This is a genomic window from Albidovulum sediminicola (genome assembly GCF_025751575.1).
Classification (GTDB): domain Bacteria; phylum Pseudomonadota; class Alphaproteobacteria; order Rhodobacterales; family Rhodobacteraceae; genus Albidovulum; species Albidovulum sediminicola.
Map to the genome: position 1 here is coordinate 83,298 of NZ_JAOWLA010000005.1, position 17,379 is coordinate 100,676.

16 protein-coding genes are annotated in these 17,379 nt (G+C 68.1%); 9 read left to right on the forward strand and 7 right to left on the reverse strand.

Translation table 11 applies throughout. The features are described from left to right. Positions 1 to 48 precede the first annotated feature (48 nt). From OE647_RS06840 to ribD, 3 genes are all read left to right on the forward strand, one after another. Entirely contained in the window at positions 49 to 459 is a 411-nt protein-coding gene (locus OE647_RS06840) for a secondary thiamine-phosphate synthase enzyme YjbQ (protein ID WP_263720974.1), read from the forward strand. Between the two features lie 135 nt (positions 460 to 594). Further along, complete coding sequence (nrdR, locus tag OE647_RS06845; RefSeq protein WP_263720975.1) at positions 595 to 1,062, forward strand: transcriptional regulator NrdR; 468 nt, start codon at positions 595 to 597, stop codon at positions 1,060 to 1,062. Then, the gene (gene ribD / locus OE647_RS06850) at positions 1,059 to 2,156 is read left to right on the forward strand and encodes a bifunctional diaminohydroxyphosphoribosylaminopyrimidine deaminase/5-amino-6-(5-phosphoribosylamino)uracil reductase RibD (protein WP_263720976.1); all 1,098 of its coding nucleotides are present in this window, start codon (positions 1,059 to 1,061) and stop codon (positions 2,154 to 2,156) included. Before nrdR ends, ribD begins: the two co-directional genes overlap by 4 nt. A gap of 12 nt (positions 2,157 to 2,168) precedes the next feature. Here ribD and OE647_RS06855 read toward each other — a convergent pair whose 3' ends face one another. From OE647_RS06855 to OE647_RS06865, 3 genes are all read right to left on the reverse strand, one after another. Continuing rightward, a complete protein-coding gene (locus OE647_RS06855; protein ID WP_263720977.1) occupies positions 2,169 to 4,217 on the reverse strand; it encodes a capsular polysaccharide biosynthesis protein in 2,049 nt (682 codons plus the stop codon). Next, the gene (locus OE647_RS06860; protein ID WP_263720978.1) at positions 4,214 to 5,347 is read right to left on the reverse strand and encodes a polysaccharide biosynthesis/export family protein; all 1,134 of its coding nucleotides are present in this window, start codon (positions 5,345 to 5,347) and stop codon (positions 4,214 to 4,216) included. The genes OE647_RS06855 and OE647_RS06860 overlap by 4 nt, the downstream gene beginning before the upstream one ends. 92 nt (positions 5,348 to 5,439) lie before the next feature. Beyond that, positions 5,440 to 6,705, reverse strand: coding sequence for a capsule biosynthesis protein (locus OE647_RS06865; RefSeq protein ID WP_263720979.1), 1,266 nt, complete (start codon positions 6,703 to 6,705; stop codon positions 5,440 to 5,442). A gap of 210 nt (positions 6,706 to 6,915) precedes the next feature. On the opposite strand from OE647_RS06865, the gene OE647_RS06870 reads away from it, so the two are divergent. From OE647_RS06870 to OE647_RS06895, 6 genes are all read left to right on the forward strand, one after another. Continuing rightward, positions 6,916 to 7,518: a riboflavin synthase gene (locus OE647_RS06870; RefSeq protein WP_263720980.1), complete on the forward strand. Its 603-nt coding sequence runs from the start codon at positions 6,916 to 6,918 to the stop codon at positions 7,516 to 7,518. A 7-nt stretch (positions 7,519 to 7,525) separates the two neighbouring features. Beyond that, the gene (locus tag OE647_RS06875; RefSeq protein WP_318527936.1) at positions 7,526 to 8,119 is read left to right on the forward strand and encodes a hypothetical protein; all 594 of its coding nucleotides are present in this window, start codon (positions 7,526 to 7,528) and stop codon (positions 8,117 to 8,119) included. Between the two features lie 76 nt (positions 8,120 to 8,195). Beyond that, positions 8,196 to 9,290 carry a 3,4-dihydroxy-2-butanone-4-phosphate synthase gene (gene ribB, locus OE647_RS06880; RefSeq protein ID WP_263720982.1) on the forward strand — a complete coding sequence of 365 codons (1,095 nt, stop codon included), beginning with the start codon at positions 8,196 to 8,198 and terminating at the stop codon, positions 9,288 to 9,290. 3 nt (positions 9,291 to 9,293) lie between these two features. Then, the gene (locus tag OE647_RS06885) at positions 9,294 to 9,845 is read left to right on the forward strand and encodes a 6,7-dimethyl-8-ribityllumazine synthase (protein ID WP_263720983.1); all 552 of its coding nucleotides are present in this window, start codon (positions 9,294 to 9,296) and stop codon (positions 9,843 to 9,845) included. Beyond that, positions 9,842 to 10,327 carry a transcription antitermination factor NusB gene (nusB, locus tag OE647_RS06890; RefSeq protein WP_263720984.1) on the forward strand — a complete coding sequence of 162 codons (486 nt, stop codon included), beginning with the start codon at positions 9,842 to 9,844 and terminating at the stop codon, positions 10,325 to 10,327. Before OE647_RS06885 ends, nusB begins: the two co-directional genes overlap by 4 nt. Before the next feature lie 67 nt (positions 10,328 to 10,394). After that, positions 10,395 to 10,721 carry a hypothetical protein gene (locus OE647_RS06895; protein ID WP_263720985.1) on the forward strand — a complete coding sequence of 109 codons (327 nt, stop codon included), beginning with the start codon at positions 10,395 to 10,397 and terminating at the stop codon, positions 10,719 to 10,721. On the opposite strand, the gene OE647_RS06900 is transcribed toward OE647_RS06895, so the two are convergent. The 4 genes from OE647_RS06900 to OE647_RS06915 are packed head-to-tail and all read right to left on the reverse strand — an operon-like array spanning position 10,708 to position 17,334. Then, positions 10,708 to 11,610, reverse strand: coding sequence for a phosphotransferase family protein (locus OE647_RS06900; RefSeq protein ID WP_263720986.1), 903 nt, complete (start codon positions 11,608 to 11,610; stop codon positions 10,708 to 10,710). The two genes, OE647_RS06895 and OE647_RS06900, sit on opposite strands and share 14 nt — an antisense overlap. Then, on the reverse strand, positions 11,607 to 14,015 hold the full coding sequence (locus tag OE647_RS06905) for a GcvT family protein (protein ID WP_263720987.1): 2,409 nt from the start codon (positions 14,013 to 14,015) through the stop codon (positions 11,607 to 11,609). The genes OE647_RS06900 and OE647_RS06905 overlap by 4 nt, the downstream gene beginning before the upstream one ends. Further along, on the reverse strand, positions 14,012 to 16,450 hold the full coding sequence (locus OE647_RS06910) for a GcvT family protein (RefSeq protein WP_263720988.1): 2,439 nt from the start codon (positions 16,448 to 16,450) through the stop codon (positions 14,012 to 14,014). Before OE647_RS06910 ends, OE647_RS06905 begins: the two co-directional genes overlap by 4 nt. Next, positions 16,447 to 17,334, reverse strand: coding sequence for a choline/ethanolamine kinase family protein (locus OE647_RS06915; protein ID WP_263720989.1), 888 nt, complete (start codon positions 17,332 to 17,334; stop codon positions 16,447 to 16,449). The genes OE647_RS06910 and OE647_RS06915 overlap by 4 nt, the downstream gene beginning before the upstream one ends. Positions 17,335 to 17,379 lie beyond the last annotated feature (45 nt).

Sequence of the window (17,379 nt, forward strand, 5' to 3'; positions counted from 1 at the left end):
CCCGCGTGCGACCTTGCCGGAAACCGGCCCGGACCGATGGGGGAACCGATGCAGACCCACTTCCTGATCGAGACCACGGGCCCCGGCCTTTACGAATTCACCGACCAGGTGCGCGCCTTCGTCCGTGGCAAAGGGGACGGGTTGCTGACGCTTTTCGTGCGCCACACCTCCTGCTCGCTCGCGATCCAGGAAAATGCCGACCCCGAGGTGCGCAGCGACCTGACCGCCTTCTTCGACCGGCTGGTTCCGCCCTCGGACCACCCCGCGATGGCCTATCTGACGCATACCTACGAGGGGCCCGACGACATGCCCGCCCATATCAAGGCCGCGCTTCTGCCCGTCAGCCTCTCCATCCCCGTCATGGCGGGGCACCCGGCGCTTGGCACCTGGCAGGGCGTCTATCTGTTCGAGCATCGCCGCCGCCCGCACCGGCGCGAGGTCGCCGGGCATTTCGCCTGAGGGCGCGAAGCTGAGTCCCGGAAGCCACAGATCGCACCGCCAAGATCTGGTGGGTCGGCCTACCCACTACCCAACGAATCGGTTGCCCCCTATAGTGCCTGTGGAAACACCCACTCTGACCCCGAGGGAGAGGCGATGCGCTGCCCGTTTTGCGGAAATGTCGATACGCAGGTGAAAGATAGCCGTCCGGCGGAAGACCATGTGGCGATCCGCAGGCGGCGCTTCTGCCCGGCCTGCGGCGGCCGCTTCACCACATACGAGCGGGTGCAGCTGCGCGACCTCGTGGTCATCAAGTCCTCTGGCAAGCGCGAGGATTTCGATCGCGGCAAGCTGGAACGCTCCATCCGGATCGCGATGCAGAAGCGCCCGATCGAGCCGGAGCGGATCGACCAGATGATCTCGGGCATCGTGCGGCGGCTGGAGTCGCTGGGCGATACCGACATCCCCTCGAAGACGATCGGCGAGATCGTGATGGAGACGCTGGCCCGGATCGACACCGTGGCATACGTCCGTTTCGCCAGCGTCTACAAGAACTTCCAGGCCGCCGACGACTTCGACAAGTTCGTGTCGGAACTGCGCCCGGCCTCCCCGGCGGAAGAGTGAGCGCAGAGGCCGACCAGCGGTTCATGGCGTTGGCCATCGCGCTTGGCGCACGGGGGCTGGGTCGTGTCTGGCCCAACCCGGCAGTCGGCTGCGTGATCGTGAGCGGCGGGCGCATCGTCGGACGCGGCTGGACCCAGGACGGCGGCCGCCCCCATGCGGAAACCCAGGCCCTGGCGCAGGCGGGCGCCGCCGCGCGGGGTGCGACGGCTTATGTGAGCCTTGAGCCTTGCGCGCATCACGGCAAGACGCCCCCCTGTGCCGAAGCGCTGGTCAAGGCGGGCGTCGCGCGCGTTGTCAGCGCGATCACCGACCCCGACCCGCGCGTTGCGGGCCGCGGGCATCAGATCCTGAGGGGCGCGGGCATCCCCGTGACGACCGGGGTCCTCGCGCGGGACGCGGAGGCCGCCCAGACCGGCTTCCTCAGCCGCGTTCGCGACGGTCGTCCGATGGTCACGTTGAAGCTTGCGACCAGTTTCGACGGGCGCATCGCGACGGCCTCGGGCGAAAGCCGCTGGATCACCGGGCCGGAGGCGCGGCGCATGGTTCACGCCATGCGCGCCACCCATGACGCGGTCATGGTGGGGGGTGGGACCGCGCGCGCCGACGACCCGGCGCTGACGGTGCGCGGTCTCGGCGTGACGCGCCAGCCGGTCCGTGTCGTCTGCGCGCGGCTCTTGGACCTTCCGACCGGCGGCACCCTGGCGCATAGCGTCACGCGGGCGCCGCTTTGGCTGCTGCACGGCCCCGCCGCGCCAAAGGCCGCCCGCGACATCTGGACCCGGCTCGGCGCGCGCCTGATCGAGGTTGCGGAGGAGGACGGCGCCCTTTCGCCAAACGCCCTGCTGCGCGTTTTGGGGGCCGAGGGGCTGACGCGGGTCTTCTGCGAGGGCGGCGGCCAGTTCGCGGCCGCCCTCCTGCGCGCCGGGCTGGTGGACGAGATCCGGCACTTTTCGGCAGGCCTCGCGCTTGGCGCAGATGGCCGGCCCGCCCTTGGAACGCTCGCCCTAGATGCACTGGCCGGCGCGCCGCGCTTCCGGCTGAGGGACCAATGCGTGGTCGGGGCCGACACCGTCACCCACTGGGTCCGCGCCTGAAGGCCGGGAGCCCTAGCGCCAGAGCCAGTTCTGGCTCGCGAAAAGCCCCTGAAGCTTCGACAGGATGCGGTTGGCTCGGCCCGGCGCCGGAACCTCGTGCTTGACCAGCCGGTCGAGGATCACCTCCACCGGACAGGGTAGCCCGGTGACGGGATCTCTATAGCGTGGATAGGTGACAAGGGCGGCGTGAACGAGCGCCAGAAGGCTCGCGCGGCCCCGGCGCGGGGGCTGCGGGAACAGATCGCGCGTCAGCCCCCAGCCCGCGTAGAAGGGCATGCCCAGCGTGGTGACGGGCTTGCCCCGGATCAGCGCCTCGAACCCCAGGCCCGAGGTGATGGTCCAGACCTCGTCCGCGGCCTCAATCAGGCGCACGGGATCGGCACGCGGCACGACCGTATCGGCGAAACGCAGCGCCTCGCCCTCTGGCAAAAGGCCCGCGCGCAGCCCCGCCTCCACGTCCGGGTGGGGCTTGTAAAGGATCACGGCATCGGGATTTTCCGCCCGCACCCGTTCCAGCAGCGCAAGGTTCGTGCGTTCCGCCCCCGCGCCGAGACGCACCGAGGCGTCATCCTCCACCTGACCCGGCACGAGGATCCGGCGCCCTTTGGGCAGTTCGGGCAGCGCGTCAGAGGCGAGGTTGTATTTCGAAAGGCCCGAGAGCGTCAGCCGCCGGATCAGGCGTTCGGCCCGCGCGGCCCCGCCCGGCGGCAGACCGGCCGCGATCAGCGCCTCAAGGTCACTGGGGCGCGAGGGGTCGTAGTAGATGCCCGCGCGGTCCGCCACGAGCGAAAGCGGCGGCACCAGCTCCGCCCCCAGACCACGAGAGCGCAGGAACCCGTCCTCCACCCGCCGGACCGGGACATCCCCGACCGCCTGCCCGAGCACTTCGTTTTCCTTGCCGGCCCAGATGAGGATATCCCGCCCGCTGCGCCGCGCCCTGAGCACAGCCTTGCCCGGATCGTCCTGGAACACCAGGCGCCGTTCGCGCCCGAAGGCGCCTTGCAGATGCCCGCGCTTCCACAGCCGCATCCCCACCGCGACATGGCCGCGCCGGTCGTCGCGGTAGGCGCGCACGTCGGCTTCCAACTGGTCCACGGCCGCTTCGAAAGTGCACAAGCGATCGCGCGCGCGATCATACCAGGTGGGGGCCATGATCATCGCCGCGGCAAAAAGCTGCGCGCGCGTCAGACGTTTCTGCCGCCGCGCGACGGGGTTTTCGTCCTGCGTCAGGCCCCAGCCCGCATAGAAGGGCTGGCCGAAAACCCGCGGGCGGTGGCCCGCCAGGATCGCCTCGAACCCCATCTGGGAGGAGACGGTGTAAACCGCAATCGCCCCATCCAGAAGCGCCCAGGGCGAGACGGGATCGCTCAGCAGGCTGACCCAGCCCACCGCATGGGTCTGGTCGTAATGGCCGCGCCGGTGGCCGCTGGCGGCCTCCGGATGTGACTTGATCACGATGCGCGCGCCGGGATGTTCCTCCTGCGCGATCACCAGCATCTCCCGGAAGGTCGCGGCGGAGGCGCCGCCATGGCGGATCGAGGCGTCGTTGCGCGTCTGGTCGATGATCAGCACATAGCCCGGGGGCGGAACCTCAAGTTCCGGATCGAAGCCGTTGTATTTGGACAGGTGCAGGTGCTTGAGCCGTTCGATCCCCTCGCGCGCGCGCCCCAAAACCACGGTGTCATCCAGCGGTTCGCGGCGGATGATCTCCTCGATCAGCGAAGGCGCGGCGCCGTCGAAATGAACGCCCACCGGGTCGATCAAGAGGCCGAGCGGCGGCTCCCCCGACCGTCCGGGCCGGAGCGAGCGCAGGAACGCGTCCTCCACCCGCACGATCCCGGCGCCCGTCCGCGCGGCCACGGCCTCCCCCCTGGGCGCGGTCGGGCTTCGGCCCCAGACGCCAACCAGGTCGTCCTTGCCGGGAATGCCGAGCCGCAAGTCATAGCCGCTGAGCGCGAGGATCCGGCGCACCCGGTCGTTGGTCAGAAATCCGCCGTTGAAGACGTAAAGGCGCCGCTTGTCCTCCTGCCCGGCGCCCCCCTGTCGCGGCGCGCGCGTCACCCTCCGGCCGCGCTCGAGATCGCGTTGGCCGAACTTGCGGTGCCGGTCAGCACCGAAAGCGTTTTCTGCCACTGGACGTAGGGCGCTTCGGTCACATAGATCGTGTCGCCGTCGCGGATCACGAAATCACGCGCGTTGAAGATGCCGTCGGGCTGGGTCAGGTCCAGCACATAGGCCACCCGCTGAGGCTCCTTCAGGCCCGCCTGGCCCAGCACCGCCGCCGCGATCGCGGGGCTTTCGTCGCGCATGATGAAAAGACCCTTGGGGTCGGCCAAATGGGTGTTGAGGCCGCCGACCTTGGCCACCGCCTCAAGCGCGGTCAGGTTGGGCGTGTCGAAGTCCACCCGCGCCTGCGCGCCGGTCGCGCCCAGCGCGGTGAAGGTGCGGGTATCCTTTTCCACCAGGATCACGTCGCCGCCGCGCAGCGCGATGTCCATGTTGGGATTCTTGTAGAGATCCTTCAGCCACACGCTTCCCGTGCGCCCGTGCCGGGTGACCGTGATCTGCGCGGTTTCGGGGTCGACCGCCACGCCGCCCGCACGCGCCAGCATCGCCGACAGCGTGCGCGTCGGCCGCTCGATCGGGAACACGCCCTGGGCACCGGTATTGCCGAGGACCGAAACGGTCGCCCCGTCCCCCGCCGCGCGCGCCACCGTGACCTGCGGGTCCGGCGTCTGGTCCTTCAGCTTGTCGGTGATCGCCTGGCGCAGCGTCTCGGGCGTATTGCCAGAGGCGCGGACCCGGCCCGCGTAGGGCACGAAGATGAAGCCCTCGTCATCGACCTGTAGCTGCTCTAGCCCCGTCGCGTTGACCCCCTTGCCGGCAAGCAGCCCGTCATCAACGTTTTCCCAGATCGTCAGCGACAGCGTATCGCCCGGATGGATCACGTCCGAGCCCACGACACCGGCCGTGATGAACTCCCTTGAGAAGCCAAGCTCCGGCGATTTGGACGCGGCGCGCGCAACCCGTTCGTCCACGGGCACGATATAGGTCGAGCCCATCTTCTCCACCGAACCGGCAAGGATCTCCCCCTTGCTGGGGCCTGAACGGGGCAGCCCGCATCCCGCAAGCGAGACCGACAGCGAAAGCACCACAATCGATTTTGCGCCAAGGCCGAATACGCTTTTCAAGAAGTCCCCCGTCTGGGCCGGTTTGTCCCGCCCGGTCTGATTGCGCCTGTTTTGCCGGCACAGTAACGGCAATCCCGCGCGAGAGAAAGCGCCTAGGCGGAGCTTCTGAGCGGCTGTCGCGGCGAAGCCATACCCGCGGCCAGCGCGTCATAGGGATCGCAGTCGGCCAGCATCATCTCCACGGCCTGTCGCAACAGGATCCGGCGCCCGCGGCTGGAATAGAACCCGCCCGGAATCTGAGAGGTTTCAAGAAGATACTGGCGGTAATCGGCATAGGCCGCCATATCCGGCCGGTCCTCCGCCGCGAAAAAACGGTCAAGCGGCAGGCCGGAGACGAATTCCGGCTTGTCATAGACCGCGCGGCCAAAGGCCTTGAGCGGAAGCCCCCGCCAGAGCGCCTGCTGCGCCGCGGTCGAGTTGACCGTCACGACCGTTCGCGCGCGCCCCAGAAGCGCGGCGAGCTTTCCGCCGCGCAGGAAATGCACGCGCGCACCCACGCCCAGCCGCCGGGCGGCACCGCGCAGCGCCCTCTGAACCGGCGCGCGGCCATCCTCCAGCGGATGGGCCTTGAAGACGAGGTGGTGATCGCGCGGCGCGCCCGCCGCGAACCCCTCAAGACAAAGCTCGATGAATTCGGTCTGCGAGGCGAAGGGGGAATGGGCGCGAAAGCTCGCATCATGTTCCAGTTGCAGAAGTACCAGGTGGTAGGGAAAGCCGCCCCGCTTGACCCTGCGCGTGCTGATCCAGCGTTCGACCCGGTGCAGCGGCATCAGCAGCAGGCGGCGCAGGTGCAGGCGGAACTCCTCCCGGACCGAGATGCCGCGATGGGGCGTGAAGTCCCGGTAGCGGCGGTTCATCGCCATCACGAAGAAATGGTAAAGCGCGCCATAGAAGACATGCTGGCGCAGGTCGCCCCAATGCGCAGGCGCCTCGGGCGGCTCGACACCGCTGCATGCCAGGACGGCACGCATCGCCGCCACGTCCAGATCCATCAGCCGCGAATGACCGTTCGAGCCGCCGCGCTCATAGGTCACCCAATAGGGCCTGAGGTAACCTTCCTCGAACACATGGATACGCAAACCAAGCGCGCGCGCCTGCCGGATCGCCTCGGCATGGACGGGGCGGGTGTCGCCGTAAAGCACCAGATCGGTGATGCGCAGACTGGCCAGCAGCTCCGCGCAGACGCCAGGCCAGTCGACCGCGCGGCCGGAGTAGGGGATGTAATTCCCGCGACCGAACAGCCCGCGCCAGAACACCTCGTCGCCGCGGTTGAAGCCGACGCGCCAGACCGTGGCACCGGCGGAGCGAAGCGCATCGGCCAACTGGCCGAAGAAGGGGCCGTGCGGTCCCTGCAGCATCAGTATCCGCCGCTCTTCCACGCGCCTCCGAACGATCGTTTGATATGCCTCCGGCTTCCTTAGACCGCGCGCATCCTGCCCGCCACCCTGATCGCCGCTCACAGCGGCTTTTCTTAGGCCGGGAAGATTAATTCGCGGCGAATTCCGCCCGGGGGTTGCGACACCCAACGCGGCGGGATACGCATTTTGCGAACTCAAAGGGGGCTCAGCATGTTCACCGGCATCGTCACCGACATGGGCGAAATCATCGCGCTGGAACAGCAGGGCGACCTTCGGGCGCGGATCGCGACCGCCTACCCGGTCGAGACGATCGATCTTGGCGCCTCGATCGCCTGCGAAGGCGTGTGCCTGACCGTGATCGCGACCGGAACCGAACCGCGCGGCTGGTTCGATGTCCAGATCTCGGCCGAGTCCGTGTCCAAGACCAATATCGGCGCCTGGACCCTCGGCAAGCGGATCAACCTGGAGCGCGCGCTGAAGGTCGGGGACGAACTGGGCGGCCACATCGTCTCGGGCCATGTCGATGGCGTGGCCGAGATCCTGAGCGCGGAGGCGGAGGGCGATTCCACCCGCTTCACCTTCCGCGCGCCCGACAGCCTGGCGGGGTTCATCGCCCCCAAGGGCTCCGTCGCGCTGAATGGCACCTCGCTGACCGTGAACGAGGTTGATGGCGCGACCTTCGGCGTGAACATCATCCCCCATACCAAGGCGGTCACAACCTGGGGCGCCGCGCGCGCCGGCGACCAGGTGAACCTGGAGATCGACACCCTCGCCCGCTATGTCGCGCGGCTTCGGGATTGGGCCGGCCGGTGAGGGTGCGGTGAGCGGGCCGGGCCATAACGGCGGTCCCGCGCTGGAACCCGGCGGGGGCTGGCGGCGCCATTGCTGGCGCGCGGCCCGCGCGGCGCTGCTGCCCACCCTGCCGATCGAGGTCGTGCGCACCCGCGTGCGGCGCGCCACCGAACTTGGGCTCGACTACAAGACCTATGCCGGCGTTCGCGCGACGACGGGGCGCGATCTGGTGGCATTCCTCTTTTCGACGAACGCGCTCCGGCTGCTGCGCGAGGGCGACCGGATGCGACGTGAAGAGGCGCGGCGCCTGGCCGCGATCACGCGCGCCGACCGTCTGCTGGCCACCCAGCCCCCGCTTGACGCCGAGGCGATCCGCGCGGAGCTTGCGGCGCAGGGCGTGACCATCCGGGCCACCACCGCCGCCCCGGGCCTGAGTGCCAGCTGGTCCGAGACCGGGCGCCACCTGCGCGGCTTCCTGGCGGGCTGCGCGCACCCGGCGGACGGGGTCCTGCTGGTCGGCGAAACCGACCTGGAGCGCGACTGGGTGGCAGCGGCGCGTCTGGCGGGCTACCTGACCGCCGACGCCTACTTCGGCCGGATCATGGCGGCAGCAGGGCGATAAGAGTCGTGTCCGGGCTGGCAAAACGGTCCGGCTTCCGCTATCGCCATCTGCAACATTTCCGAAACGGGCGAAGACGATGACCGACGATCTCAAATCCGCCATCTCTCCCACCGAAGAGATCATCGCAGAGGCCCGTGCGGGCCGCATGTTCATCCTCGTCGATCACGAGGACCGGGAAAACGAGGGCGACCTCGTGATTCCCGCGCAGATGGCGACGCCACAGGCGGTCAACTTCATGGCCACCCACGGGCGCGGCCTGATCTGCCTGACGCTGAGCGCCGCACGGATCGACGCGTTGGGTCTGCAGCCGATGTCGATGAAGAACTCCTCTCGTAACGAAACCGCCTTCACCGTATCGATCGAGGCGCGCGAAGGGATCGAAACCGGCATCTCCGCCCATGACCGAGCGCGGACCATCGCCGTCGCGATCGACCCTTCGAAGGGACCGGCGGACCTCGCGACGCCGGGCCACATTTTTCCGCTGCGCGCCCGCGACGGGGGCGTTCTGGTCCGCGCCGGCCATACCGAGGCCGCGACCGACGTCGCGCGGCTGGCGGGCCTGATGCCCGCGGGCGTGATCTGCGAGATCATGAATGACGACGGCACCATGGCGCGGCTGCCGGACCTGGTGAAGTTCGCGGCCAAGCATTCGCTGAAGATCGGGACGATTTCCGACCTGATCGCCTATCGCCGCCGCCACGACAACCTGGTGCGCGAAACCGACCGGAGCACCGTGCACTCGGCCTATGGCGGCGAATGGACCATGCGGATCTTCACTGACCAGACCGAGGGCACGGAACACGTCGTCCTGACCAAGGGCGACATCACCAGCCCCGAACCCGTGCTGGTCCGCACCCACTCGCTGAGCGTACTTGAGGACGTGCTTGCTCTGGGCCCGACGCCCGAGGGCGAGCTGGCCCGCGCGATGCGCATCATCGCCGAAAAGGGCCGCGGCGCGGTTTGCCTGTTCCGCGATCCGCGCGCCAAGCTGGTCGTCACCGAGGACGAGGGCCCGCGCACCATCAAGCAAACCGGGCTGGGGGCGCAGATCCTTTCGAACATGGGGATCAAGCAGCTGATCCTGCTGACGGATTCCCCCATGACCCGCTACCTGGGTCTTGACGCCTACGACCTGCACATCGTCGGCACCCATCCGATCGCCGGGAACTGAGACATGGCCGCAAGCGAAACCCACCATATCCTGGACCTGCCGCGCTTCGACAAGCCGGTGAAGCTCCTGATCGTGGTGGCGCCTTACTACAAGGACATCGCCGACAACCTCGTCGCCGGGGCAAGGGCGGTTGCGGCAGAGGCGGGTGCCAGCGTCGAGTTGATCGAGGTTCCGGGCGCGCTCGAGGTGCCGGCGGCCATCGGCATGGCCTTCCGCATGGCCGATTACGACGGCTTCGTGGCGCTTGGCTGCGTGATCCGGGGCGAAACCACCCATTACGACACGGTCTGCAACGATAGTTCGCGCGGGCTGACGATGCTGGGCCTTTCGGGTGCCTGCGTGGGCAACGGCATCCTGACGGTGGAAAACCGCGACCAGGCGGTCGTGCGCGCCGACCCGGCAGGGCAAAACAAGGGCGGCGGCGCCGCGGCGGCGGCCTTGCATCTGGTCGCGCTTTCCCGCAAATGGGCGCGCCAGACCAAGGGGATCGGCTTCAAGCCTGCGGGCGAGGAGTTCCGGATCGCCGACACCAACGAAGGACCCACCCGCGCATGACCGCCGACACGCCGCGAAAGCTCTCCACTGATGAAAAGCGCCAACGGCGCTCTGCCGCACGGCTTTATGCGGTGCAGGCGCTGTTCCAGATGGAGGCCTCCGGCCAGGCCCTTGACCGCGTCGCGCGGGAATTCGAGACGCATCGCTTCGGCGCCGTCTACGAAGGTGACGAGATGGCCGAGGGCGATCCCGGGCTCTTTCGCGCGATCCTTGAGGAAGCGGTAAGCCTTCAGGCGAAGATCGACCAGATGACCGACCGCGCCCTGGTAGCGAAATGGCCCATCGACCGTATCGATCCGGTCTTGCGGGCCCTCTTCCGCGCGGCGGGGGCCGAGCTTGTCCTGCCCGCGACGCCGCCCAAGGTCGTCATCACCGAATATGTGGACGTCGCCCGCGCCTTCTTTCCCGAGGGCAAGGAGCCGAAGTTCGTCAACGCGGTTCTCGACCATATGGCGCGCGAGGCCAAGCCCGAGGCGTTCTGATCTGCGGCGACGCGCCGCTGGCAGATCGCGCGCGATCGCGTAGAATGGGCCGCGACAGGAGGTCGCCATGCCCGCACTCGTCCGCCTTTACATCGTCAACGTCCTGATCGGCTTCGCGCTCTCCGCCGTCTTCACGGCGCTGCTGCTCTGGCTCGATGTGGCCGGGCTGCGCCATCTGGCCACCGCCGTGAACGGCGGCTGGATCGGCGTCCTGATGCTTTTCGTGTCGAACGGCATCGTCTTTGCCGGCGTGCAGTTCGCCATCACGATCATGGGCATGGCCGAGGACGGCCAAGGCGGTGGCGGCACCCGGCGCCCGGTGGGGCGCCTGCCGGAGTTGGTGCGGGCCGTGGCCCGTGGCACCAAGGACACAAGGCCCCTCAACCGGCCCTGACCGCCGCAAGGTGGCGGGCAAACTCCGGCGTCGCCATCAACGCCTTGCAGCGGGCGAAGCGGCCGTCGGCATAGGCGCGGAAATCGTCCGCCGGATTGCCGTTGGCAAGCTGGATCAGCCCCCAGAGCGTCCAGAGCAGGTCGCACATCGCCTTGTAGATGACCATCCTTCCCCGGTCGCCCGCCCCCGGCGCCCCCTCGAAATAGGCGCGCAGCATCTCTTCATCCTGATCCGCGTCGAAGCCCCCCTCGACCGAGAGATCGCCCAGATCCCACATCGGATCATTCATGCCGGAATATTCCCAATCGACGATCCACATCCGCCCCCCGGTATCGAGGAAATTTTCGCACAACGGGTCGCAGTGGCAGGGCGCCAGCGGCAGCGGATGGGCCGAAAGCGCGGCGCGCACCGCCTCGGCCTCACGCACAACGTCGTGATAGCCTTCGGGCAGGGCCACGTCCTTGGTCGCGAGGATGCCAAGGTAGTCGTCGATCATCGCGAAAAGCTCGAACCGGAAGGGGAAGACCGCGCCCGACTCGTGCAGCTTGCGGAACGCCTGCCCGGCCCGGCCCGGCGCGCCCGGCCGGGTTCGGAAATGTTCGGGGCTCATCGTGACGGCCCCGTCGATGAAGCGCGTCACCATCACGCCCGTCGCCTCGTCCACATGGATGACCTCGGGGCTGACACCGGCGCGCGCGGCTTCCCGTGCGGCGACGGCCTCGTTGGCGCGGTCGATGTATTCCTCGGTGCCCTTGCCGGGAATGCGCAGGCAGAAATCCCCCGCGCGAAAGACAAGGTTCGTAAGCCCGCCAAGCCGCTGCGGTTCCCCCGCCCCCCGAAGCGCGGCAATGCCCGCGATGGCGTCGCGCGCCAGATCCAGATCGCTCATGCCTTCAGCCTTTCCATCTTCGCGTCGTAAAGGCACCGTGGGCCGCGAGTGGCGGCATAGGAGGTGCCGAAGGCTTCGATGGTGAGGCCCTGCTCGCCCGCCAATTCGGCGGGCAGGTAGGCGAAACCGATGGTCTTGCCCAGGTGGTGCCCATAGCCCGCGCTGGTCAGCGAGGCGACGGGGCGTCCGCCGTGCAGGACGGTTTCGCCAGAAAGGAAGGGGGCGAACCCCTCCACCGTCAGGGTGACGAGCTTGCGCCGGGGCGCCCCGGCCGCCAGCAGCGCGGCCCGCCCGGTGAACTCCCCCTTGTCGAGCGCAACGGCAAAGCCCAGGCCTGCTTCCAGCGGCGTAGTCTCGGGCGTGATGTCGGCGGACCAGTAAAGATAGCCCTTCTCCAACCGGCAGCTTTCGATGGCGCGGTAGCCCGCGTCGCGGATGCCATGGGCCGCGCCCGCCGCCTTCAACGTGTCGTAGACATGGCCTGCGTATTCGGTCGGGATGTAAAGCTCCCACCCAAGCTCGCCGACATAGCCCACCCGGACAGCCAGCGCCGGGGCCTGCCCCACCACGATCTCCTGCGCGGAGAGGAACGGAAAGGCCGTGCTCGACAGGTCCGCATCGGCCACCGAGGACAGCACTTCGCGTGCCTTCGGTCCGCAGATATTCAGGACCGCATGGGCGTTGGTCACGTCGCGCAGGGCCAGACAGTCCGGCAACTGCCGGGTGATCCAGTTCGCGTCACGCACCCCGAATCCCGAGCCCGTGACGATCAGGAAATCCTCCGTTCCCCGGTGCAGGATCGTCAGGTCGGCCTCGATCCCGCCGCGCCCATTCAGAAGCTGGGTGTAGATCGCGCGGCCGGGTGGGCCCGAGATATCGGCGGCGGCGATGCGGTTCAGTGCCGTCTGTGCGCCGGGACCCAAAAGTTCGAATTTTGAAAATGAGGTTTGGTCGATCAGAGCCACACCCTCGCGGATCGCCCGCACCTCGGCGGCCACGGCAGTGTGCCAGCCGGGCTTGCCCTCGAAGCTGGGGGTGTCGGTGGCGGATGGGTCGGATGCGCTGAACCAATTCGCCCGTTCCCATCCGAACCGCGCCCCGAACACCGCGCCCGCCGCTTTCAGCGGTTCGAATAAAGGTGATCGCCTAAGACCCCGCCCAGCATGATGTTCTTCGCCCGGCCAGTGCACCTTGTAATAGGCCCCGTAGGCCTCCACCGCGCGCGCGGCGAGCCAGGCGGCCCGCGCGTGCGGCGCCCCGAAGCGGCGCGCATCGAAGGACCAGAGGTCCAGCCCCGGGTCGCCATGCAGGATCCAGTTCGCCATCGCCTCCCCCGCCCCGCCCGAGGCGGCGATCCCTGCGGTAAATCCGCAGGCGAGGTAGAAATTATCCAATTCTGGCGCAAGACCCATGATCGGCTCGCCATCGGCCGAAACGGGGATCGGGCCGTTGATCACGGTCTTGATACCGGTGTCGTTGAGGACCGGGAGCCGCTCTGCCGCGGGAAGGGCGAAAAGCTCCAGCCGGTCCATGTTGGCCGGGAAAAGCTCCCTCCCGAAGTCGAAGGGTGCCCACTGGTTCCACAGCGCGCGCGTGCCATCCTCCCAGCCGCCGATGGCCCAGGACCCGCCGACATCCGGCTTGAGGTAGAAGTTGTGGTCGGGGTCGCGCAGGGTGGTCAGGTTGTCCGGCACGTCGAGACCTTTTTCGGTCACGAAGTACTGATGTTCGACCACGCCCGCCGCCACCGGGACCCCCGCCATCGCGCCCACGCGCCGCGCCCAGTAGCCCGCCGCGTTCACCACGATATCGGCGGAGATCGTCCCATGGTCGGTCACCACGCCCATCGCGCGCCGCCCCTCGACGACGATATCGGTGACGGTCACACCCTCCTCAATCCGGACGCCACCCCTGCGGGCGCTCGCGGCGAAAGCCATCGTCACGGCGTAGGGGTCGATATAGCCGTCACTCGGAATCCAGGCCGCACCCACGACGCCCTTCGGGTCGATATGCGGGAACATCCCCCGCGCCTCCTCGGGGGAGACCAGATGCGCCTCGAAACCGAAGCTTTTTGCCAGTTGGATCGAGCGACGGATCTCGCTCCACCGCGCGTCAGAGGCCGCAAGACGGAGGGAACCGACCTTCTTCCAGTCGGTCGCCATGCCGGATTCGTCTGCCAGCCGGTCAAAGACCGCGACAGAGTTCTGCATGAGCCGCGTCAGCGACCGCTTGCCGCGCAACTGCCCCACAAGCCCTGCCGCGTGCCAGGTGGACCCATGCGTCACCTGCGCCTTTTCCAGCACCAGGACATCGCGTTCGCCCGCGCGCGCCAGGTGATAGGCGATGGCGCAGCCGATGGCGCCCGCGCCGATGATGACGATCCTTGCGTGACGGTCCGCCTTCATGCCTTCACCTTCAGATTTTCCGGGTCGTAAAGGGGCTGAAGCGCGATGCGTGCCGGGAAGCGTTCGTTCGCGACCACGAGCTCATAGCTGCCAGATGTCAGGTAGTCGTCGCTGACCCCCTCGGCGTTGCGCACATAGCCGTAGCCGATGGACCGGCCAAGCGTGTAGCCATAACCGCCCGAGGTCAGGTATCCGACCGCCTGCCCGTCGCGCAGGATCGTCTCCCGCCCGACCAGAACGGCCGCCGGATCGTCCAGCGTGAAACCCGCGAGCCGCTTCTTCAGGGGCTGACCCGCCACCGCCTCAAGCGCGGCGCGCCCGATGAAGTCGGCGTTGCGGCGCATCTTGACCGCCCAGCCCAGCCCCGCCTCGAAGGGCGTGTCATTGGGCGTGATGTCCGAGGACCAGGCGCGATAGCCCTTTTCGAGCCGCAGGGACTCGATCGCCCGGTAGCCCACGGGGCGGATGGCGTGATCCGCGCCCGCCGCCATCAGCGCGTCGAAGACCGCCCCCGTGACGGCGAGCGGCACATGCAACTCCCATCCCAGCTCGCCCACATAGGTGATCCGCAGCGCCCGGACCGTCGCGCCCGCGATGGAGATCTCGCGGACATGGCCGAAGGGGAAGGCGACATCCGAGACATCGGCATCCGTGACCCGCGCCAGAACCTCCCGCGCGCGCGGCCCCATCAGCGACAGCGTCCCCCAGTCCTCGGTGATATCGCGGATGGCGACGTCGCCTTCGGGCAGGTGTTCGGCGATCCAGGCCAGGTCATGGGTACGGAACCCCGTGCCGGTGACGATGTAGAACCGGTCCTCGGCCAGCCGCGCGACGGTCAGGTCGGCCTCGATCCCGCCGCGGGTGTTCAGAAGCTGCGTGTAGGTCAGCCGCCCGGGCGCCTTCGTCACGTCATTCGCGCAGACGTAGTCCAGCGCCCGCGCGGCGTCCCGCCCCGTCACCTCGTATTTCGCGAAGGACGACTGGTCGAACAGCCCCACCGCCTCGCGGACGTGGCGATGTTCCTCGCCCACATGGGGGAACCAGTTCTGGCGCCCCATGGCGTAGATGTCGCGCGCCTCCACCCCCTCGGGCGCGAACCAGTTCGGCCGCTCCCACCCCAGCTTCGATCCGAAGACCGCGCGATGGCTCTTGAGCCGGTCATAGAGAGGCGAGGTGATGCGCGGGCGGCCGGATGTGTATTCCTCGTGCGGGAAACCGATGGTGTAGTGCTTGCCATAGGCTTCGCAGGTACGGTCCGACACCCATTGCTGGTCGCGGTGCATCTGGGAAAAGCGGCGGATGTCCACAACCCAGAGGTCAAGCGGCGCCTCCTCGTTCACCACCCAGTCCGCCAACACCCAGCCCGCACCGCCGCCCGAGGCGATGCCAAAGGCGTTGAAGCCCGCGCCGACGTACATGTTCGCGCATTCCTGCGCCGGGCCCAGGATGAAATTTCCGTCCGGCGTGAAGCTTTCGGGGCCGTTGATCATCTGCTTGACGCCGACCTCGGCCAGCGCCGGGACCCGCTCGATCGCCTGCACCAGGTGCTGCTCGAAATGGTCGTAGTCGTCCTCGAACAGGTGGAACTGCCAGTCGTTGGGGATATCGCCCGTGGGCAGAGGCTGGGGGTTCGGTTCATACCCGCCCATGACCAGCCCGCCGACCTCTTCCTTGAAATAGGTCCGCCGGTCGGGGTCACGGATGGTGGCCGCGTCCGCCGCCAGCCCGTCGATCTTCTCGGTCACGATATACTGATGGCGGACGGCCTGAAGGGGCACGTTGATCCCGGCCATCGCCCCCACCTGCCGCGCCCACTGCCCGGCGCAGTTCACGACCTTTTCGCAAGCGATCTCGCCTTGCGTAGTCTTGACCGAGGTGATGCGGTTGCCCTTCATTCCAAAGCCCGTCACCCCGACCCCTTCGAAGATCTTCGCCCCGTGCATGCGGGCCCCCTTGGCCAGCGACTGCGTGATGTCCGAGGGGCTGGCCTGCCCGTCCGTCGGCAACCAGCTTGCCCCGACAAGGTCCGCAGTCTCCATCAGCGGCCACATGCGCTTGACCTCCGCGGGCGAGATCAGATGCATCTCCATCCCGAAGCTTCCCGCGGTCGTGGCCAGCCGCTTGTATTCAGTCCAGCGGTCCTGATTGGTGGCCAGGCGCAGGCAGCCGCTCATCTTCCAGCCGGTCTCCAGTCCCGTTTCCGCGGCCAGTCCCTTGTAAAGCTCGACCGAGTATTTCAGCACCCGCGTGATCGAGGCGGAGGAGCGCAACTGCCCCACAAGCCCCGCCGCGTGCCAGGTGGAGCCAGAGGTCAGCCTGCCCTGCTCGATCAGCACGACATCGGCCTTGTGATCGCGCGCCAGGTGATAAGCGGTGGAACAGCCGATGATTCCGCCGCCAATGACGACGATCTGGGCATGTGTAGGCAACGTCATGATGAGGTCTTTCCGTGTCGGGTGTGATAGCGGTCGAGGGCGGCGCCGAGCCGCCCCAGGTAGTCGCGCGCGTGGGCGTCGTAGTCGGCGCCGGGCGCGGCCAGGAAGATCTCCGACACCATCGCCCACATCGCCTCCCGCGCGAGCGAGGCGCATTGCATCGCCTCGAAGGCGCGCAGCAGCGCGGCATCGGGCGCGGCGCCGAAATAGGCGACCAGCAGCGCGCGCGCCTCGTCATCAGACATCCCCGCGTTGGAGGCCGCGCCTGCGAGATCGAACATCGCCGTCCCGAAGGCCGCATATTCAAAGTCGATCAGCCACACCCGCCCCCCGGCATCCTCAAGGAAATTGCCGGGCAAAAGGTCGTGATGGCCGAAGATGATCGGCAGCGGCACCTGCGCGGCCTCCATCTCGGCCGCGACTGCGGTCAGCCAAGGCAGCTCGGGTGCAAACCGGCTGCCGTTGTCCGCCAGCGTCCGCGCGTAGTCGCGGATCACATGGAAAACCCAGAAAATCGCGCCGGGGCCCGAGACCTCGGCCGGCATGTCGGTATGGAAGGCCTGCAAAAGCCGGGCGATGCGGTCGGGGTTGGCGCGCATGTCGACCTCCTCCCAGGTCCGCGCCTCCAGGAAGGCAGAGACCATGACGCCCGGCCCGGCATGTTCGACCGCGGGCGCGAAACCCGTCCGGTGCGCCGCGCGCGCAGCGATCACCTCGGACGCGCGGCTGACATGGTGAAAGGGGAAGTCCTTGCCGAAGCGCACGACATGCGCGCCCGCCGCATCACGCACTTTCCAGCTCTCGTTCGAAAGCCCCCCAGACAACCGCTCGGCCCGGACCTCTCCCTGCCAGCAGGGCAGCGCCCGGATGCGTCTCAGGCTCATCCCCTCTCCCTTTCTTCATTGCCCCAAATACCCCCGCCGGAGGCT

Bases quoted from the DNA above. Each gene is read 5' to 3' on its own strand.
- OE647_RS06870 (WP_263720980.1), top strand. From the start codon at position 6,916: ATGTTCACCGGCATCGTCACCGACATGGGCGAAATCATCGCGCTGGAA.
- OE647_RS06900 (WP_263720986.1), bottom strand. From the start codon at position 11,610: ATGAGCGATCTGGATCTGGCGCGCGACGCCATCGCGGGCATTGCCGCG.
- OE647_RS06885 (WP_263720983.1), top strand. From the start codon at position 9,294: ATGGCCGCAAGCGAAACCCACCATATCCTGGACCTGCCGCGCTTCGAC.
- OE647_RS06895 (WP_263720985.1), top strand. From the start codon at position 10,395: ATGCCCGCACTCGTCCGCCTTTACATCGTCAACGTCCTGATCGGCTTC.
- ribB (WP_263720982.1), top strand. From the start codon at position 8,196: ATGACCGACGATCTCAAATCCGCCATCTCTCCCACCGAAGAGATCATC.
- OE647_RS06915 (WP_263720989.1), bottom strand. From the start codon at position 17,334: ATGAGCCTGAGACGCATCCGGGCGCTGCCCTGCTGGCAGGGAGAGGTC.
- nusB (WP_263720984.1), top strand. From the start codon at position 9,842: ATGACCGCCGACACGCCGCGAAAGCTCTCCACTGATGAAAAGCGCCAA.
- nrdR (WP_263720975.1), top strand. From the start codon at position 595: ATGCGCTGCCCGTTTTGCGGAAATGTCGATACGCAGGTGAAAGATAGC.
- OE647_RS06865 (WP_263720979.1), bottom strand. From the start codon at position 6,705: ATGCTGCAGGGACCGCACGGCCCCTTCTTCGGCCAGTTGGCCGATGCG.
- OE647_RS06905 (WP_263720987.1), bottom strand. From the start codon at position 14,015: ATGAAGGCGGACCGTCACGCAAGGATCGTCATCATCGGCGCGGGCGCC.
- OE647_RS06910 (WP_263720988.1), bottom strand. From the start codon at position 16,450: ATGACGTTGCCTACACATGCCCAGATCGTCGTCATTGGCGGCGGAATC.
- OE647_RS06840 (WP_263720974.1), top strand. From the start codon at position 49: ATGCAGACCCACTTCCTGATCGAGACCACGGGCCCCGGCCTTTACGAA.